Origin of the sequence: Angustibacter luteus (genome assembly GCF_039541115.1) — a bacterium.
GTDB classification, from domain to species: domain Bacteria; phylum Actinomycetota; class Actinomycetes; order Actinomycetales; family Angustibacteraceae; genus Angustibacter; species Angustibacter luteus.
This window is the reverse complement of the sequence record NZ_BAABFP010000005.1, coordinates 795061-810971: the sequence shown is the minus strand read 5'-3', so window position 1 is coordinate 810971 and position 15911 is coordinate 795061. Positions and strand designations below refer to the sequence as shown.

The 15911-nt window shown below is 71.8% G+C and carries 19 protein-coding genes; 14 read left to right on the top strand and 5 right to left on the bottom strand.

The genetic code is table 11. The features are described from left to right. The first annotated feature begins 203 nt into the window (after positions 1–203). The 4 genes from ABEB17_RS13025 to ABEB17_RS13010 are packed head-to-tail and all read left to right on the top strand — an operon-like array spanning position 204 to position 3758. Positions 204–1625 carry an amidohydrolase family protein gene (locus ABEB17_RS13025; RefSeq protein ID WP_345717353.1) on the top strand — a complete coding sequence of 474 codons (1422 nt, stop codon included), beginning with the start codon at positions 204–206 and terminating at the stop codon, positions 1623–1625. 8 nt (positions 1626–1633) lie between these two features. Then, on the top strand, positions 1634–2467 hold the full coding sequence (locus ABEB17_RS13020) for an IclR family transcriptional regulator domain-containing protein (protein ID WP_345717117.1): 834 nt from the start codon (positions 1634–1636) through the stop codon (positions 2465–2467). Positions 2468–2489: 22 nt separating this feature from the next. Further along, positions 2490–3308, top strand: coding sequence for a polyphosphate kinase 2 (gene ppk2 / locus ABEB17_RS13015; RefSeq protein ID WP_345717116.1), 819 nt, complete (start codon positions 2490–2492; stop codon positions 3306–3308). A gap of 30 nt (positions 3309–3338) precedes the next feature. Next, on the top strand, positions 3339–3758 hold the full coding sequence (locus ABEB17_RS13010; RefSeq protein WP_345717115.1) for a VOC family protein: 420 nt from the start codon (positions 3339–3341) through the stop codon (positions 3756–3758). Here ABEB17_RS13010 and ABEB17_RS13005 read toward each other — a convergent pair whose 3' ends face one another. Further along, positions 3759–4109, bottom strand: coding sequence for an iron chaperone (locus tag ABEB17_RS13005; protein ID WP_345717114.1), 351 nt, complete (start codon positions 4107–4109; stop codon positions 3759–3761). It abuts the gene before it with no gap. A gap of 54 nt (positions 4110–4163) precedes the next feature. On the opposite strand from ABEB17_RS13005, the gene ABEB17_RS13000 reads away from it, so the two are divergent. Together ABEB17_RS13000 and ABEB17_RS12995 are read left to right on the top strand one after the other, a co-directional pair. Further along, positions 4164–4550, top strand: coding sequence for a hypothetical protein (locus ABEB17_RS13000; RefSeq protein WP_345717113.1), 387 nt, complete (start codon positions 4164–4166; stop codon positions 4548–4550). After that, the gene (locus tag ABEB17_RS12995; protein WP_345717112.1) at positions 4547–4903 is read left to right on the top strand and encodes a hypothetical protein; all 357 of its coding nucleotides are present in this window, start codon (positions 4547–4549) and stop codon (positions 4901–4903) included. Before ABEB17_RS13000 ends, ABEB17_RS12995 begins: the two co-directional genes overlap by 4 nt. Here the strand turns inward: ABEB17_RS12995 and ABEB17_RS12990 are convergent. Further along, a complete protein-coding gene (locus tag ABEB17_RS12990) occupies positions 4867–5445 on the bottom strand; it encodes a dihydrofolate reductase family protein (RefSeq protein WP_345717111.1) in 579 nt (192 codons plus the stop codon). The genes ABEB17_RS12995 and ABEB17_RS12990 overlap by 37 nt on opposite strands. Before the next feature lie 76 nt (positions 5446–5521). Between ABEB17_RS12990 and ABEB17_RS12985 the strand changes: the two genes are divergently transcribed. After that, entirely contained in the window at positions 5522–5941 is a 420-nt protein-coding gene (locus ABEB17_RS12985; protein ID WP_345717110.1) for a hypothetical protein, read from the top strand. 3 nt (positions 5942–5944) lie between these two features. On the opposite strand, the gene ABEB17_RS12980 is transcribed toward ABEB17_RS12985, so the two are convergent. Together ABEB17_RS12980 and ABEB17_RS12975 are read right to left on the bottom strand one after the other, a co-directional pair. Continuing rightward, a complete protein-coding gene (locus tag ABEB17_RS12980) occupies positions 5945–6613 on the bottom strand; it encodes an SDR family oxidoreductase (protein WP_345717109.1) in 669 nt (222 codons plus the stop codon). 30 nt (positions 6614–6643) lie between these two features. Next, positions 6644–7264, bottom strand: coding sequence for a DUF5134 domain-containing protein (locus ABEB17_RS12975; protein ID WP_345717108.1), 621 nt, complete (start codon positions 7262–7264; stop codon positions 6644–6646). A 171-nt stretch (positions 7265–7435) separates the two neighbouring features. Between ABEB17_RS12975 and ABEB17_RS12970 the strand changes: the two genes are divergently transcribed. The 7 genes from ABEB17_RS12970 (at position 7436) to ABEB17_RS12940 (ending at position 14907) form a co-directional block, all read left to right on the top strand. Beyond that, positions 7436–8314: an FAD binding domain-containing protein gene (locus ABEB17_RS12970; RefSeq protein ID WP_345717107.1), complete on the top strand. Its 879-nt coding sequence runs from the start codon at positions 7436–7438 to the stop codon at positions 8312–8314. A gap of 2 nt (positions 8315–8316) precedes the next feature. Continuing rightward, complete coding sequence (locus tag ABEB17_RS12965; protein ID WP_345717106.1) at positions 8317–8904, top strand: (2Fe-2S)-binding protein; 588 nt, start codon at positions 8317–8319, stop codon at positions 8902–8904. 68 nt (positions 8905–8972) lie between these two features. Continuing rightward, positions 8973–11294, top strand: coding sequence for an aerobic carbon-monoxide dehydrogenase large subunit (locus ABEB17_RS12960; RefSeq protein ID WP_345717352.1), 2322 nt, complete (start codon positions 8973–8975; stop codon positions 11292–11294). A gap of 18 nt (positions 11295–11312) precedes the next feature. Continuing rightward, complete coding sequence (locus tag ABEB17_RS12955; RefSeq protein ID WP_345717105.1) at positions 11313–12197, top strand: XdhC family protein; 885 nt, start codon at positions 11313–11315, stop codon at positions 12195–12197. Between the two features lie 3 nt (positions 12198–12200). After that, positions 12201–12809, top strand: a complete 609-nt coding sequence (locus tag ABEB17_RS12950; protein ID WP_345717104.1) for a nucleotidyltransferase family protein — start codon at positions 12201–12203, stop codon at positions 12807–12809. Further along, positions 12806–13699 (top strand): AAA family ATPase, encoded by an 894-nt coding sequence (locus ABEB17_RS12945; RefSeq protein WP_345717103.1) that lies wholly within the window; start codon positions 12806–12808, stop codon positions 13697–13699. The genes ABEB17_RS12950 and ABEB17_RS12945 overlap by 4 nt, the downstream gene beginning before the upstream one ends. Beyond that, positions 13696–14907 carry a VWA domain-containing protein gene (locus ABEB17_RS12940; protein WP_345717102.1) on the top strand — a complete coding sequence of 404 codons (1212 nt, stop codon included), beginning with the start codon at positions 13696–13698 and terminating at the stop codon, positions 14905–14907. The genes ABEB17_RS12945 and ABEB17_RS12940 overlap by 4 nt, the downstream gene beginning before the upstream one ends. On the opposite strand, the gene ABEB17_RS12935 is transcribed toward ABEB17_RS12940, so the two are convergent. Then, complete coding sequence (locus tag ABEB17_RS12935) at positions 14891–15841, bottom strand: LysR family transcriptional regulator (protein ID WP_345717101.1); 951 nt, start codon at positions 15839–15841, stop codon at positions 14891–14893. The genes ABEB17_RS12940 and ABEB17_RS12935 overlap by 17 nt on opposite strands. Positions 15842–15911: the final 70 nt, after the last annotated feature.

Sequence of the window (15911 nt, the reverse complement as noted above, 5' to 3'; positions counted from 1 at the left end):
GGCTGTCAAGGCTCGGCAACTCATCACGTCGGGGAGGGGGTTGACAGGGCGCGGAGGCGGGATCATCGTGAGTTCGACCGCTGAGCGGACACTCGTCCGTTGCCGAGCTGCCCACGGAGGAAGTCGTGTCGAACGTGCACACCGAGGTGTCGTCGCCCGAGCCTGGCCGGCCGGTCGTGCTGCGCGGCGGGACCGTGCTGACCATGGACGACGCGGGCACCGTGCTGGAGAACGCCGACGTACTGGTGGTGGACGACCGGGTGGCCGCGGTCGGTGCGGCGCTCGACGTCCCGGAGGGCACCTTCGAGATCGACGCGTCCGGCGGGATCGTGATGCCCGGGATGATCGACACCCACCGGCACATGTGGCAGACCGCGATGCGCGGCTACGGCGCGGACTGGACGCTGACCCAGTACTTCGTCTGGTACTACCTGGAGCACGGGAAGTCGTTCCGCCCGCAGGACGTGCATGCCGGCAACCTGGTCTCGGCCTGGGACGCGCTGGAGGCCGGGGTCACCACGACCGTGGACTGGTCGCACGGGCTGCAGAGCGTGGACCACGCCGAGGCCGCGGTGGACGCGCTGCAGGCGGTGCCCGGCCGGTTCGTGCTGGCCTACGGCAACATCCAGGCCGCGCCGTGGGAGTGGACCGCCGACCCTGCGGTGCGGGCCTTCCTGGAACGTCGGCGGACGGGAGCCGGCGACATGCTGGGCTTCCAGCTCGCCTTCGACGTGACCGGTGACCCGGAGTTCCCCGAGCGCGCCGCCTTCGAGGTGGCCCGGGAGCTGGGTCTGCCGGTCACGACGCACGCCGGCGTGTGGGGTGCGACGAACGACGCGGGCATCAAGCTGATGCACGAGAACGGCTTCATGACCCCTGAGAGCGTCTACGTGCACGCCGCGACCCTGGAGCCGGACTCGTACCACCGCATCGCGGCGACCGGTGGCAGCATCTCGGTGTCCACGGAGTCCGAGCAGAGCGCCGGCCAGGGCTACCCGCCCACCTGGCAGGTCCGCCGGCACGACATCCCGGTGTCCCTGTCGATGGACACGAGCGTCTGGTGGAGCGGGGACCTGTTCTCCGCCATGCGGACCACGCTCGGCGCGGACCGTTCCCGCGAGCACCTCGAGGCCCACATCAAGGGCGACACGGTGACCAACGTGCACCTGCGGGCCGAGCACGTCGTGCAGTGGGCGACCCGCGGCGGGGCGCAGGCCCTCGGCCGCGACGACCTGGGCAGCCTCGAGCCGGGCAAGAAGGCCGACGTCGTGCTGATCAAGAACGACGGCTCGCCGGTGTCGTTCCCGCTGCTGAACCCCTACGGCCACGTGGCGTTCCAGGCCCAGCGCGGCGACGTGCACACCGTCCTGGTCGACGGTCGCGTGGTCAAGTACCAGCACCGCCTGGTCGGCGCCGACCTCGCCGCCGTGCGCAGCGAGGTGGAGCAGACCGTGGAGTACCTGCGCTCGACGCTCGGCGAGGACGACTGGACCGGTGGCATGAACCCGGACCGGCCGCGCGACGAGGTGCTGGACAACCCGTACCAGTACACGGCCTACAAGTCGGACTCCACGCACCAGGCCCGTGGCAGCGTCTTCGGGCTGACTGCGGACGACGGGAGCTGAGCGAGCAGATGGCAGGGCGGGGGACGGGTCCGGACTTCGTCGAGGCGCTGGCCCGCGGGCTGGACATCCTGACCTGCTTCGACGTGGATCACCGACGGCTGTCGCTGAGCGAGGTCGCGGCGGCCGCCGGACTGGCCCGTCCGACGGCGCGGCGGCTGCTGAAGACGTTGGAGGAGCTGGGTTTCGTCCGCTCGGTGGACGGCGTGTTCGAGCCGACCCCGCGGGTGCTCGCGCTCGGTATGGCCTACATCGCCTCGCAGGGGATGTGGGACATCGCCCGTCCGCACCTGCAGGACCTGGTCGCCCGGACCGGGGAGTCGTCGTCCATGGCGCAGCTCGACGGGTCCGACATCGTCTACGTCGCCCGCGTGTCGGTGCCCAAGCTGATCGCGCTGCGGGTCGAGATCGGCACCCGCTTCCCGGCCGTGTCGACGTCCCAGGGCAAGGTGCTGCTGGCGGCGCTGACGCCCGCCGAGCTGGACGCCGCGCTGGTCGAGCCGAGCCGCTCGGGCCTGCCGCCGTCGATCGGGCGCTCCCCGCAGCAGCTCGCCGACGACCTCGTCCAGGTGCGGGCCAGGGGCTGGGCGCTGGCCGACGAGGAGCTCGCGCCGGGGGTGCGCTCGATCGCCGTGCCGGTGCGCGACGGCGCGGGCGCCGTCCGGGCCGCGATGAACGTGACCGTGCACGCGGCCGAGACGTCCACCGAGCGGCTGCTCGACGAGCACCTGCCCCGGCTGATCCGTACCGCCGGGGAGGTCAGCGCCGAGTGGGCGCTCTGGCAGTCGCGCCCGCACGTGGAGCTCGTCCCCGACGCCAGCACCAACGCCAAGCGCCGAGCGTGAACGCCCACGGGTGGGAGGCCCGATGACGAAGCTGACCAAGAAGGTCTACGAGGCCGAGCTGTCCCGGCTGCAGGCCGAGCTCGTCACGCTGCAGCTGTGGGCGAAGGACACCGGAAGCCGGGTCGTGGTCGTCTTCGAGGGTCGCGACGCAGCGGGGAAGGGTGGCGTGATCACCCGCATCACGCAGTACCTGAGCCCCCGCGTCGTGCGCATCGCCGCGCTGCCCGCGCCGACGGAGCGCGAGAAGTCGCAGTGGTACTTCCAGCGGTACGTCGAGCACCTGCCGGCCGCGGGCGAGATCGTCCTGTTCGACCGCTCCTGGTACAACCGGGCCGGGGTCGAGCGGGTCATGGGGTTCTGCACGCCTGCCCAGCACCACCTGTTCCTACGCCAGTGCCCCGCCTTCGAGGACATGCTGATCGAGGACGGCATCCTGGTGCGCAAGTACTGGTTCTCGGTGAGCGACACCGAGCAGCAGCGCCGGTTCGAGTCCCGGCTGCGGGACCCCTTGCGGCAGTGGAAGCTGTCCCCGATGGACCTCGAGTCGATCACCCGGTGGGAGGACTACTCGCGGGCCAAGGACGAGATGTTCGAGCACACCGACACCGAGCGCAGCCCGTGGTTCGTGGTCGAGAGCGACGACAAGCGCAGTGCACGGTTGAACATGATCGCCCACCTGCTCTCGACGATTCCGTACCGGCCCGTGCAGGGGGCGCCGATCGACCTGCCCGAGCGTCCTGAGCCGGAGGGCTACCAGCGTCCGCCCCGCGACCAGCTGCGCTACGTGCCGGACCACGTGGCCCTTCTGCTGGGCAGCCAGGATGGGCAGGATGTGAGGTAGCGAGACGACGTCGACCGGAGGAGACCGCCCATGAGCCACCGTCTGAACCCGTACCTCGGATTCCGCGACAACGCCCGTGAGGCCATGGAGTTCTACCAGTCCGTGCTCGGCGGCGAGCTCACGCTGAGCACCTTCGGCGAGATGCAGGCGAGCGAGGACCCGGCCGAGCAGGACAAGGTCATGCACTCGATGCTGGAGACGCCGGCCGGGCTGACCCTGATGGCTGCGGACACGCCGAACCACATGGAGTACACCCCGGGCACGGCGATCTCCGTGTCGCTCAGCGGGGACGACGACGCCGAGCTGCGCCGCTACTGGGACGGGCTCTCGGCCGGCGGGACGGTCGCCGTCCCGCTCGAGCAGGCGCCGTGGGGTGACAGCTTCGGGATGTGCACGGACCGGTTCGGGGTCGCCTGGCTGGTCAACATCGCCGGCCGCCCGCAGGGCTAGCTAGTCCGCCCGGGACGCGGCCAGCGCGCGCACCACGTCCGCCACGAGGTCGTAGGGGACCGGTCGGTCCAGCGGGAAGCGCAGCGTGCCCTTGCCGTTGTGGTACGGCTCGATCCGTTGCGCCAGAGCGTGATCGTCGGGCGCGGGGTAGAGGCTGACGTGCTGCTTCCAGCCGGCGAAGTGCACGAGGCTGCGCCCGTCCAGGACCAGCGTCGGTATGCCGTAGCTGATCTTCTCGGTCGCCCCTGGCACCGCGTCGTGCGCGGTCCGGCGGATCCGCCCGAGGACATCCCGGACGTCGTCGGGGAACGTCTCGAGGTACGCGTCGACGTCCTCTGGTGGTTTGCCCATCGCCCCAGCCTGTCGCTATCGACGTCGGTGATCAACGGGACTACCGTGACCCGTGTGATCCGATTCCTGATCCGCATCCTGGTGTACTTCCTGTCGGCCCTGATCGGCATCATCGTGGCCAACCTGCTGCTGACCGACCTGACCGTGGACGCGCGGGACTACATCCTGGTGGCCGTGATCTTCGCTCTCGTCCAGGCGATCCTGTCGCCCATGATGACCAACATGGTGCAGAAGAACGCTTCTGCCTTCAGTGGTGGCGTCGGCATCGTCTCGACGCTCGTCGCGCTGATCGTCACGGTGCTGATCTCGGACGGCATCACGATCGACGGCCTCACGACCTGGATCCTGGCCGCGTTGATCATCTGGCTCGCGGGTGCCATCGCCGCGTTCGTGCTGCCCTTCTTCCTGGTCAAGAAGGCCGTCGGGGAGCGTCGCGCTTGAACCCGACCTCCGCCCGCGCCGGGAGGCCGGCCGTGGTCGCCGCGGTGTTCGGCGTGCTCTTCCTCGTGGTCTACGGCCTCGTGCTCTCCCAGCAGGACGACGTCGGCGTGGCGTGGGGCTACGCCGCCGCGGTGGTCATCGCGTGCGCGCTCAGCGTCGGCGGGGCGATGACCGGCCGGAGCTGGATGATCCTCGTCGCCGCCATCCTGTTCACCCTGTGCATGCTGCTCGGCCTGCTCTCGATCGGGATCCTGCTGCTGCCCGCGACGGCCCTGGCCTTCATCGCCTTCGTGTTCAGCCGCAAGGACGGTGCGACTCAGGACGGACCGGCTCCACCGGCCACGACCTCGTAGTGCAGGTGGACGACGCCGCTGCCGAACCGCTGGGATGACACCAGCCTCAGCGGCAGTCGGACGTCAGCCGGCAGAGCGGCGTTCCCGCCGCCGACCAGGACCGGGCACAGGATCAGGTGCACCTCGTCCACCAGCCCGGCGCCGAGCGCCTGGCCGGCGAGCTCCGGACCACCGATGCTGAGGTCGGCCGTGGCGGACTCCTTCAGTCGGCGGACGGCGGCCGGGTCGAAGTCGCGTTCTATCCGGATCCGCGAGCCCGTCACGCCGTCGAGGGTGCGGGAGAAGACCACCTTGTCCGCGGCTCGCCAGATCCGTGCGTAGTCGAGGATGACCTCCGGCTGCCCCGCTAGGAACGGGTCGTTGTCCCAGACCGCCATCACGTCGTACATCCGACGGCCGTACAGGTAGGTGCCGATCGGCCGCTCGAGGTCGTTGACGAACCGGTGCACCTCCTCGTCGGGGGCGGCCCAGTCGAAGCCGCCGTCGGCATCCGCCACGTAGCCGTCCAGCGAGGCGATCGCCGAGTAGATGAGCTTGGCCATGAGTTCCTCCCGGCTCCCACGTTACGTGGTGCTGCCCTCTGGTCAGGGGTCGTGCACGGTGGCAGCATCGACGGGTATGAGCCATGACACCGCGATGGAGACTGCAGGTGACGATCTGGCGATAAGGAAGGAGCTGCACGGCTGGTTCGGTGATCCGTGGAGGTCGGCCGACTGCTACGACGACGAGGGGCAGCTGCTCACTGCGCTGCAGATCGACGTCCCCGTCGGGCAGGAGTGCCTGGGGTGCGGCGAGGCCTTCGTCGCCGGCGACAGCGGTACCGCGATCCCGGTCCTGACGGCCTCCGGCGCCGAGCTGCACTACGAGCACCGGGAGTGCGCACTGCGCCAGCAGGTCGGGTCGCTGGCCCACCTCGAGGGCCGCTGCGCGTGCCGGGGTGGCACCGCGGGCGACGAGGGTCGCTCGAGGAGGGCCGAGGCGTTGCTGGTCTGGGCCTGGGTGGCCGACCACGGCGTCCCGGAGGCGGCTGCCTCCTGATCGTCAGCGGACGGCGTCCGCGACCGCCTGCCGGATCGGCACGTCACCGCGGACCAGCTCAAGCACCAGTCCCGCGGACCGCGGCTCGTCAAGCAGCGCCACGACCACCGCGGCGACGTCGTCGCGGGGGACGTCGCCGTACTGCACCGCGTCCGACAGCGTCACCGACCCGGTCCCTGGCTCGTCGGTGAGCCGGCCGGGACGCAGGACGGTCCAGTCGAGGTCACGCCCGCGCACGTCGTCCTCCGCGGCCAGCTTGGCCCGCAGGTAGGCGACGAACACGTCGTCCATCCCGTCGGGCGTGGCGCCGTCCCGGACCCGGTCAACCCCCGTGGACGACACCAGGACGTACCGGCGCACGCCTGCCCGCTCGGCCGCGTCCGCCAGCAGCAGCGCCGCCGCCCGGTCGACCGTGTCCTTGCGCGCCAGACCGCTGCCCGGCCCGGCGCCGGCGGCGAAGACCACGGCGTCGCACCCGTCGATCGCATCGCCCAGCTCGTCCACCGTCGTCGCCTCGAGGTCCAGCAGGGACGGACTCACCCCCGCGGCCCGCAGGGCCTGCTCCTGCTCCGGCTTGCGGTGCAGCCCGACCACCAGGTCGCCACGGCCGGCCAGCAGGCTGCCGAGTCGAAGACCGATCTGACCGTGGGCTCCCGCGATGGCGATGCGCATGCCGCCACGCTACCCAGTGGCTCCACAGCGTCAGGCCATGACCACCAGCATGTAGGCCATGGTGAGGCCCATCGTCACCTGGCAGCCCTCCCGCAGCGAGGGCCGGCGGGCTCCGGCGAGCTGCCACAGCGCCGTCCCCAGCAGCAGACCGACCAGGACGACGCTCACCGGGCCGGGCGTCGACGAGCTCGCAACCGGACCGGCGGACGTCAGGGACGTCGACGCCGCGAGGGCGGTGTGCACGTGGCCGGAGGGCACAGACCCCGCCGTGACCGCCAGGCCGGCGCCCGTCACCAGCATGAAGACCATCGCGAACCCGCCGGTCGCGTGCCGCACGGGCGCCGCGGCACCGGCCAGGCGCGAGCGCGCCGCGGCCTGTGGCGCGGTCAGCGACTGGCTCGCCCGCGCCACGAAGTAGCAGGTCAACGGGACGAAGGCGGCAGCGCACACGAGCGACGCGCCGGCGCCCAGCCCGACCGTCAGCATGGTCGCCATCGCGGTGCTCATCGCCACGTGCGCGACGTCGACGTCCATGCGCGCCGGCGCCGTCTCCCGCGTGCGGGACGCGCGCAGCAGCCGTCCACCGTGCACCAGGGCGGACAAGACCATCACGGCAGCGAGCACCGCATCCAGCCACCTCGGTCCCGCCACGACGGCTCCTTCGCCTGCACGTACGGACCGGCAGCGTCGGCCCCTCAGGACCGACTGTCAACGGCCACCTAAGTAATCGCTTAGGTGACCGTTGACAGCGGAGTCGGGTAGGGGCGCATACTTCGGCCACGTCGAGGTCGATGACGCCCTCCGGCAGCGAGGAGCACCGCCATGCAGGTTCCCGCCCCCTTCGACTACGAGCGCGCCACCAGCGTCGACCACGCGATCGGACTGCTGGAACGGCTCGGCAGCGGATCCCGGCTCGTCGCCGGTGGGCACAGCCTGCTGCCGATGATGAAGCTGCGGCTGGCCAACCTCGAGTACCTGATCGACATCAACGACCTGCACGACGAGCTCGGCTACATCACGGTCGAGCCGACCCGGATCAGGATCGGTGCGATGGCCCGGCACCGCGAGCTCCTCGAGTCGGACGACCTCGCGGCGCACTTCCCGATCGTCCGCGACGCGGAGCGGGTGATCGCCGACCCGATCGTCCGCAACCGCGGGACGCTCGGTGGCTCGCTGTGCCAGGCGGACCCGTCCGAGGACCTGTCGGCGGTCTGCACCACGCTGGCCGCCGAGTGCGTGATCCGCAGCAGCTCCGGGGAGCGGGTGGTCACGATGGACGAGTTCCACCGCGGCCCCTACGAGACCGCCGTGGCGGACGACGAGATGCTCGTCGAGGTCCGGCTACCGATCCGCCCGGGCGGCTCCAGCGCCTACGAGAAGGTCGAGCGCCGGGCCGGGGACTGGGCCGTGGTCTCCGCCGGCGCGGCCGTCTGGCTGGACGGCGGCGTGATCAGCGACGCCCGGGTCGGACTGGCCGCCGTCGGGCCCAACACCACCGGCATCGCAGCCGTCTCGCAGGCCCTGCGCGGCCAGGTCCCCAGCGAGGAGGCCTACGCCAGCGCCGGTGCCATCGCCGCGCAGAGCTGCCGGCCGACGGCGGACGGACGCGGCAGCGTCGAGTACAAGCGTCATCTCGCCGACGAGCTGACCCGACGGGCCCTGCGCCGCGCCGTCGCCCGCGCCACCGGTGAGGAGTCCTGAGCATGCAGGTCACGATGAGCGTCAACGGCGACGAGGTCACCAGCGAGATCGAGGGGCGCCTGCTCCTCGTGCACTACCTGCGCGACCACCTCGGCCTGACCGGCACCCACTGGGGCTGCGACACCAGCAACTGCGGCACCTGCGTCGTCTGGCTGGACGACGAGCCGGTCAAGTCCTGCACCGTGCTGGCCGCGATGGCCGGCGGACACGAGGTCCGCACCGTCGAGGGGCTCGAGAAGGGCACCGAGCTGGACCCGGTGCAGCAGGGCTTCATGAACTGCCACGGACTGCAGTGCGGCTTCTGCACCCCCGGCATGATGATGACCGCCCGCGCCCTGCTCGACCGCAACCCCGACCCCACCGACGGCGAGATCCGCGAGGCCATCTCCGGTCAGATCTGCCGCTGCACCGGCTACGCGACCATCGTGCGCTCCATCCACTGGGCCGCCGACCACGAACGAGCCGCAGCGGCTGCCGCCGCCTCCGGCGCCCTCACCGGCGACGAGGTCGTCGAACGGGTCCTGGAAGAGGCCGACCCCTCCGGTGGCAGCGAGACCCCGCAGACCGTCGGCGCCGGGAGCGAGTCGTGACCACCGTCGAGAACCGCCCGCCGCGCACGTACGACGACAACGACCAGACCCCCGTCGGGCACGGCCGGATGCTGCGCAAGGAGGACCCACGCTTCCTGCGCGGCAAGGGGCACTACCTCGACGACGTCCAGCTGCCCGGGATGCTGCACCTGGCGATCCTGCGCTCACCGGTCGCCCACGCGCGGATCGTCAGCATCGACACCAGCGCGGCCGAGGCGCACCCGAAGGTCAAGGCCGTCGTCACCGGTGAGACGCTGGCCGGGCTCGGCCTGGCGTGGATGCCGACGCTGTCCAACGACGTCCAGGCGGTGCTGGCCACCGACAAGGTCCGCTTCCAAGGCCAGGAGGTCGCCTTCGTCGTCGCCGAGGACCGTTACGCCGCAAGGGACGCGCTCGAGCTGATCGACGTCGAGTACGACATGCTCCAGCCCGTCATCGACGTCCGGACGGCGCTCGCGGACGACGCGCCGGTGATCCGGGACGACCTCGAGGGCAAGACGAACAACCACTGCTTCGACTGGGAGACCGGCGATGCGGCGGCCACCGAGGCCGCCTTCGCCCGCGCCGACGTCGTGGTGAGCCAGGACATCGTCTACCCCCGCGTGCACCCGGCGCCCATGGAGACCTGCGGGTCCGTCGCCGACTACGACCGGATCGACGGCCGCCTCACCCTGTGGTCGACGTCCCAAGCGCCGCACGCCCACCGCACCCTGTACGCCATCGTGGCCGGTCTTCCCGAGCACAAGATCCGGGTCATCTCGCCGGACATCGGCGGCGGGTTCGGCAACAAGGTGCCGATCTACCCGGGCTACGTGTGCTCCATCGTCGGCAGCATCGTCACCGGCAAGCCGGTGAAGTGGATGGAGGACCGGTCGGAGAACCTGGTCAGCACCGGCTTCGCCCGCGACTACGTGATGCGCGGTGAGATCGCGGCGACCCGCGACGGCAAGATCCTCGCGATCCGCACCAACGTGCTCGCCGACCACGGAGCGTTCAACGGCACCGCTGCGCCGGTGAAGTACCCGGCCGGCTTCTTCGGCGTGTTCACCGGCAGCTACGACATCGAGGCCGCCTACTGCCACATGACGGCCGTCTACACCAACAAGGCCCCCGGTGGCGTCGCCTACGCCTGTTCGTTCCGGATCACCGAGGCCGTGTACCTGGTCGAGCGCATCGTGGACTGCCTGGCGCTGGAGCTCGCCATGGACCCGGTCGCCCTGCGGATCAAGAACTTCATCCAGCCCGACCAGTTCCCGTACACGACGAAGACCGGCTGGGTGTACGACTCCGGCGACTACGAGCCCACCATGCGCGAGGCGATGCGGATCGCGGGCTACGACGAGCTGCGCCGCGAGCAGGCCGAGAAGCGCGAGCGCGGTGAGCTGATGGGCATCGGCGTCGCGTTCTTCACCGAGGCGGTCGGCGCCGGACCCCGCAAGGACATGGACATCCTGGGCCTCGGCATGGCCGACGGCTGCGAGCTGCGGGTGCACCCGACGGGCAAGGCCGTCGTCCGGCTGTCCGTGCAGTCCCAGGGGCAGGGGCACGAGACCACGTTCGCCCAGATCGTGGCGGAGGAGATCGGCATCCCGCCCGCCGACATCGACGTCGTGCACGGGGACACCGACCAGACGCCCTTCGGGCTGGGCACGTATGGCAGCCGCTCGACGCCGGTCTCCGGAGCGGCAGCGGCCCTGGTGGCCCGCAAGGTCCGGGACAAGGCACGGATCATCGCCTCCGGGATGCTCGAGGTGTCGGTCGCAGACCTGGACTGGGACAAGGGTTCCTTCCACGTCAAGGGCGACCCGACGAAGGCGGTGACCATCCAGGAGATCGCGATGCGGGCGCACGGCGCCGGCGACCTGCCGGACGGCGTCGAGGGCGGGCTCGAGGCACAGATCTGCTACAACCCGGAGAACCTCACCTACCCGCACGGCGCGTACATCTGCGTGGTCGACATCGACCCCGGGACCGCGCAGGTGAAGGTGCGCCGGTTCATCGCGGTGGACGACTGCGGCACCCGGATCAACCCGATGATCATCGAGGGTCAGGTGCACGGCGGCCTCACCGACGGCGTCGGCATGGCGCTGATGGAGATCATCGCGTTCGACGAGGACGGCAACTGCCTGGGCGGCTCGCTGATGGACTACCTGATCCCCACCGCGCTGGAGGTGCCGGACTGGGAGACCGGCTTCACGGTGACCCCGTCACCGCACCACCCGATCGGGGCCAAGGGCGTGGGGGAGTCCGCGACGGTCGGCTCGCCGCCGGCCATCGTGAACGCCGTCATCGACGCGCTGCAGCCGTACGGCGTCCGGCACGCCGACATGCCACTCACCCCCTCGCGGGTCTGGGACGCCATGCAGGGCAACGCGACCCCGCCGATCTGAGGTGACGTGACGCATCGGATGAGCGCTCGTGTCGCCGAGCTCACCTCGGCGCGGGTGCCGTTCGTGCACGCGACCGTCGTGCGCGCCCAGGAGCCGACGTCGGCCCGCCCCGGGGACGACGCGGTCGTCCACGCGGACGGCACCATCGAGGGGTTCGTCGGCGGGCACTGCGCCCAGGGCTCGGTGCGCACCGCGGCCCTGCAGGCGCTGGCGGACGGCGACCCCGTGCTGCTGCGCGTCCTGCCCGACGACGCCGAGCACTTCCCGGACTCGCCGAGCGCCCGGGTGGTGGTGAACCCGTGCCTGTCCGGCGGCGCGCTCGAGATCTTCCTGGAGCCGCAGCTGCCCGCGCCCCTGGTCTGCGTGGTGGGGGACACCCCGATCACCACGGCGCTGTTGGCGCTGACCGCGCAGCTCGGCTTCGTCGGCCGAACGGCGCCGACCGGCGCCTCCACCACCTCTACCCCAGGGGCGACGGCGGTCGTCGTCGCCTCGCATGGCAGTGGTGAGGTCGAGGCGATCCGCTCGGCGCTCGACGGCGGCGTGCCCTTCATCGGGCTGGTGGCCAGCCGGCGCCGGGGGGCAGCGGTCCTCGACGAGATGGGGCTGTCCGACGCCGAGCGCGCCCGGGTCCGGACCCCGGTCGGGCTGGACATCGGGGCGCGCACCGCCGAGGAGATCGCGCTGTCGATCCTGGCCGACGTGGTCCGCGCGGTCCGGGTGGACGGTGTGGGCGCCGCCGACCCGATCCCCGCCCCCGTCGCCGACGTCGCCATCGACCCGGTGTGCGGGATGACCGTCGTGGTCGGGGCCGACGCCATCCACCTGCACGACGGCGACGGGGACCACTACTTCTGCGCCACCGGATGCCGGGACCGGTACTCCGCCCAGGTCAGGCCCTGACCGGTGCAGGTCACCGGCCTCGTGCTGGCCGCCGGCTCGTCGACCCGGCTGGGGCAGCCCAAGCAGCTCCTGCCCTACCGCGGTGCGCCGCTGCTGGAGTCGGCGCTGACCACCGCCCGGTCCTGCGGGTTCGACCAGCTGGTCGTCGTCCTGGGCGGCAGCTACGACCAGGTGCGCGCCGAGGTGGACCTGAGCGACGCGGTGGTCGTCCGCAACGAGGCCCACGGCGCGGGCTGCAGCTCGTCGATCGCCTCCAGCCTGGTCGTGGTCGAGGCCGCCTCGGACGGGCTCGTGCTGATGCTCGGTGACCAGCCCGGCGTCCAGCCGTCATCCGTCGCCGACCTGCTCGGTGCGGCCGGCGACAGCACCCTCCCCGACGTGGCAGTCTGCCGGTACGACGACGGCTGGGGGCACCCCATGTGGTTCGCGCGCACGGTGTTCGGCGACCTCACCGACCTGCACGGAGACAAGGGAGTCTGGCGGCTGCTGCACTCCGGCCGCTACGACGTGCGCGAGGTGCCCGTGCCCGGCCCGGTACCGGTCGACGTCGACACCTGGGAGGACTACCAGGCCCTGCTGCGGGCCGAACCCGACGCCGGGGCGGCCTCATGACCCAGCCGTGGACCAGCGCGGACGACGTCCGCCGTGAGCTCGACGCCGTCGACTACCTGGTGGACGACGGCATGGCGACCGCGCTGCACCTGGCCCTGACCCTCGAGCAGCCGCTGCTGCTCGAGGGTGAGCCTGGCGTCGGCAAGACGGCCGCCGCCAAGGCCCTTGCCCGCGCGCTCGGCGCCGACCTGATCCGGCTGCAGTGCTACGAGGGGCTGACCGCCTCGGAGGCCCTGTACGAGTGGAACTATCAGCGCCAGCTGCTGGCCATCCGGCTGGCCGAGTCACGGCACGAGACCTTGTCGGACGCCGACCTGTTCACCGAGGAGTTCCTGCAGGAACGCCCCATCCTGCAGGCGATCCGGGCCAAGGGGCCGGTCGCGCCGGTACTGCTGATCGACGAGATCGACCGGGCGGACGACGAGTTCGAGGCGTTGCTGTTCGAGTTCCTCGGCGAGGCCTCGGTGACGATCCCGGAGATCGGCACCTTCGTAGCGCAGCGGCGTCCCGTCGTCGTCCTGACGTCGAACCGCAGCCGCGAGCTGCACGACGCGCTCCGCCGGCGCTGCCTCTACCACTGGATCGACTTCCCCGAACCGACCCGGGCCGCCGACATCCTGCGCCGCGCCGTGCCGGCGGCGACCGAACCGCTGATCGGGTCGGCCACCGAGTTCGTCGGACGGGTGCGCGGCCTGGACCTGGACAAGCCACCCGGGATGGCCGAGACCATCGACTGGGTGTCGGCCCTGGCGGCACTCGGCGCGGCGGAGCTGGTGCCGCAGGACGTCGTCCGCAGCCTGAGTGCCCTGGCCAAGACTCCCGACGACCGGGCGAGCATCATCGCGGCGGTCGAGGGGGCGACGCTGGGGCAGCCCGGCAGCACGGGATGAGCCAGCCGCTGCTGCGCGGGGTCGACCGCGCCGCCTTCGCCGCCTCGCTCACCGCGAAGCTGCGCGCTGGTGGGGTCGCCGTGGGGCTGACCGCGACCGAGGACCTCACCCGGGCCCTGGCCGCGAGCCTGCCCACCTCGCCGAGCCGGCTGTACTGGGTAGCGCGGGTCACGCTGGTGCGCCGGCAGTCTGAGCTCGCCGCCTTCGACGCGGTCTTCGCTGCCGTGTTCGACGACGCGGTGATCGCGATCGGGCGGGCCAACCGGACCCCGCAGCGCCCGCCCGACGCGTCCCCCGGCGACGCGCTGATGCCGGTCCCGCGGGCCAACCAGGACGAGGCGGACGGCGCCGGGCTGCCGTGGGTGACGCTGCCCTCCGTGGTGGCCCTGCCGGACGACCCCTCGGCGACTGACGCCGACCAGGCCGTCCCCCTCCGGGTCGTCAGCGAGCTGGAGGCCCTCTCGCGGCTGCCTTTCGAGCAGCTCAGCGAGGCGCAGACGCAGCTGCTGGGCCGGTGGCTCGAGCAGCAGCTGGCCGGGTGGCCGACCAGGCGCACCCGCCGCCGCCGCCCTGGCCCCGGCGGCCGGGAGGTCGCGCTGCGCCCCACGATCGCGCGGTCGCGTCGCACCGGCTGGGACCCCGTCGAGCTGGTCCGGGTCCGACCGGTCCGCAAGCCGCGCCGGGTGGTCGTGCTGTGCGACGTCAGCCAGTCCATGCAGCCGCAGGTGACGCCCTACGTGCACCTGATGCGAGCCCTGGTGCTGGGCGTCGGGGGCGAGGCGTTCGCGTTCGCCACCTCGCTGACCCGGCTCACCACGGTGCTGCGGCACCGGTCGGCCGTCGTCGCGGTCGAGCAGGCCACCGCGCAGGTCAGCGACCGCTACGGCGGCACCCGGATCGCGGCCAGCGTGCAGGCCCTGCTCGCCTCGCACCACGCCGAGGCGGTGCGCGGTGGGGTCGTGGTGATCGGCTCGGACGGGTGGGACAGCGAACCGCCGCAGGACCTGGCCCGGGCGATGGCCCGGCTTCGCCGTCGCGCCTACCGGGTCGTGTGGATCAACCCGCGGGCCGCCGCCCCGGGCTTCGAGCCGTTGGTGGGCACGATGGCGGCGGCGCTGCCCTACTGTGACGACCTGCTCGCGGCCGACACGTTCGACTCGCTCGCCGCGGTCGTCGCCGAGCTCGGGAGCCTCAGCTCCAGAGCGTGACGTGCACCGACGGCTTGAAGTGGCTGATGTTCACCCCGGACCCGCGCAGCATCGCCTGGGTCGCCCGGGGGGTGGTGACGAACCGGGTCAGCTCTGCCACCGCATCCGCCGGTTGGCGCAGCGTCATGATGCTCCACACCGCATCCGCCTGCAGCCCCTGACCGGACACCCGCACGAGCCGGCCCTGGGCGACGTCCCGGGCCACCACGAAGGACACGGTGAGGGCGACCCCGCGCCCGCGCGACGTCTCCTCGAGCGCGGCGGCGTCGCTCTGGAAGATCCGCTGGTTCTGCTCCGGGACCCGGATGCGACGCAGCATGGCCGCGATCGAGCCGAGTCCCTGCGCCGCTGAGGGTCCGAGCATCCAGGTCTGCTCGCGCAGCTGGTCCATCGAGGCGTGGCCACCGGCCAGCGGATGCGTGGCGCCGACGACGACGACGCTCTGGTACTTCAGGAACTCGGTGCGCTGCAACGCGGCGTCGACCGGGCCGGCCACCGGGCCGATTGCCACGTCGGCGGAGCGGGTCAGCAGCAGCCGCTCGAAGTCCTCGGGCCGGCTCACGCTGAGCTCGACGTCCAGGTCGTCCGCCCGGCTGGTGAACAGCTGGATCAGGCCCGGCGCGCCGTGCTCGGCGAACAGGCTCGACGCAGCCACCCGGAGCATCCGCCGTCCACCGGCGGCCTGGCTCACCTCGAGGATGGTGCGGTCCTGCAGCCCGAGCATCTCGGCCGCCCGGCTGGCCAACCGGAGCCCGCCCGGCGTGAACGCCAGCCCGGACGACGTCCGCACGAAGAGCTGGTCACCGAGCTCCTTGCGCAGCTGGGCGACGTGCAGCGAGACGGCGGCGTCGGACACCCCCAGCTCCACGCCCGCCGCCTTGACCGATCCTTGTCGCACCACTGCCGAGAAGGCGCGTAGCTGCGCGGGTGTCACCATCGCACGCTAGCCCACGGACGCCGTCCTGTCCGTCGCCAGCGCGGATCAGCCGGTTCAGTGGTAGGCA

What these genes read in the sequence shown, in the direction of transcription:
- ABEB17_RS12945 (WP_345717103.1), top strand. Translation starts at nt 12,806, where the DNA reads ATGACCCAGCCGTGGACCAGCGCGGACGACGTCCGCCGTGAGCTCGAC.
- ABEB17_RS13020 (WP_345717117.1), top strand. Translation starts at nt 1,634, where the DNA reads ATGGCAGGGCGGGGGACGGGTCCGGACTTCGTCGAGGCGCTGGCCCGC.
- ABEB17_RS12960 (WP_345717352.1), top strand. Translation starts at nt 8,973, where the DNA reads ATGCTGCGCAAGGAGGACCCACGCTTCCTGCGCGGCAAGGGGCACTAC.
- ABEB17_RS12955 (WP_345717105.1), top strand. Translation starts at nt 11,313, where the DNA reads ATGAGCGCTCGTGTCGCCGAGCTCACCTCGGCGCGGGTGCCGTTCGTG.
- ABEB17_RS12970 (WP_345717107.1), top strand. Translation starts at nt 7,436, where the DNA reads ATGCAGGTTCCCGCCCCCTTCGACTACGAGCGCGCCACCAGCGTCGAC.
- ABEB17_RS13010 (WP_345717115.1), top strand. Translation starts at nt 3,339, where the DNA reads ATGAGCCACCGTCTGAACCCGTACCTCGGATTCCGCGACAACGCCCGT.
- ABEB17_RS12940 (WP_345717102.1), top strand. Translation starts at nt 13,696, where the DNA reads ATGAGCCAGCCGCTGCTGCGCGGGGTCGACCGCGCCGCCTTCGCCGCC.
- ABEB17_RS13025 (WP_345717353.1), top strand. Translation starts at nt 204, where the DNA reads ATGGACGACGCGGGCACCGTGCTGGAGAACGCCGACGTACTGGTGGTG.
- ABEB17_RS12980 (WP_345717109.1), bottom strand. Translation starts at nt 6,613, where the DNA reads ATGCGCATCGCCATCGCGGGAGCCCACGGTCAGATCGGTCTTCGACTC.
- ABEB17_RS12990 (WP_345717111.1), bottom strand. Translation starts at nt 5,445, where the DNA reads ATGGCCAAGCTCATCTACTCGGCGATCGCCTCGCTGGACGGCTACGTG.
- ppk2 (WP_345717116.1), top strand. Translation starts at nt 2,490, where the DNA reads ATGACGAAGCTGACCAAGAAGGTCTACGAGGCCGAGCTGTCCCGGCTG.
- ABEB17_RS13005 (WP_345717114.1), bottom strand. Translation starts at nt 4,109, where the DNA reads ATGGGCAAACCACCAGAGGACGTCGACGCGTACCTCGAGACGTTCCCC.
- ABEB17_RS12965 (WP_345717106.1), top strand. Translation starts at nt 8,317, where the DNA reads ATGCAGGTCACGATGAGCGTCAACGGCGACGAGGTCACCAGCGAGATC.
- ABEB17_RS12985 (WP_345717110.1), top strand. Translation starts at nt 5,522, where the DNA reads ATGAGCCATGACACCGCGATGGAGACTGCAGGTGACGATCTGGCGATA.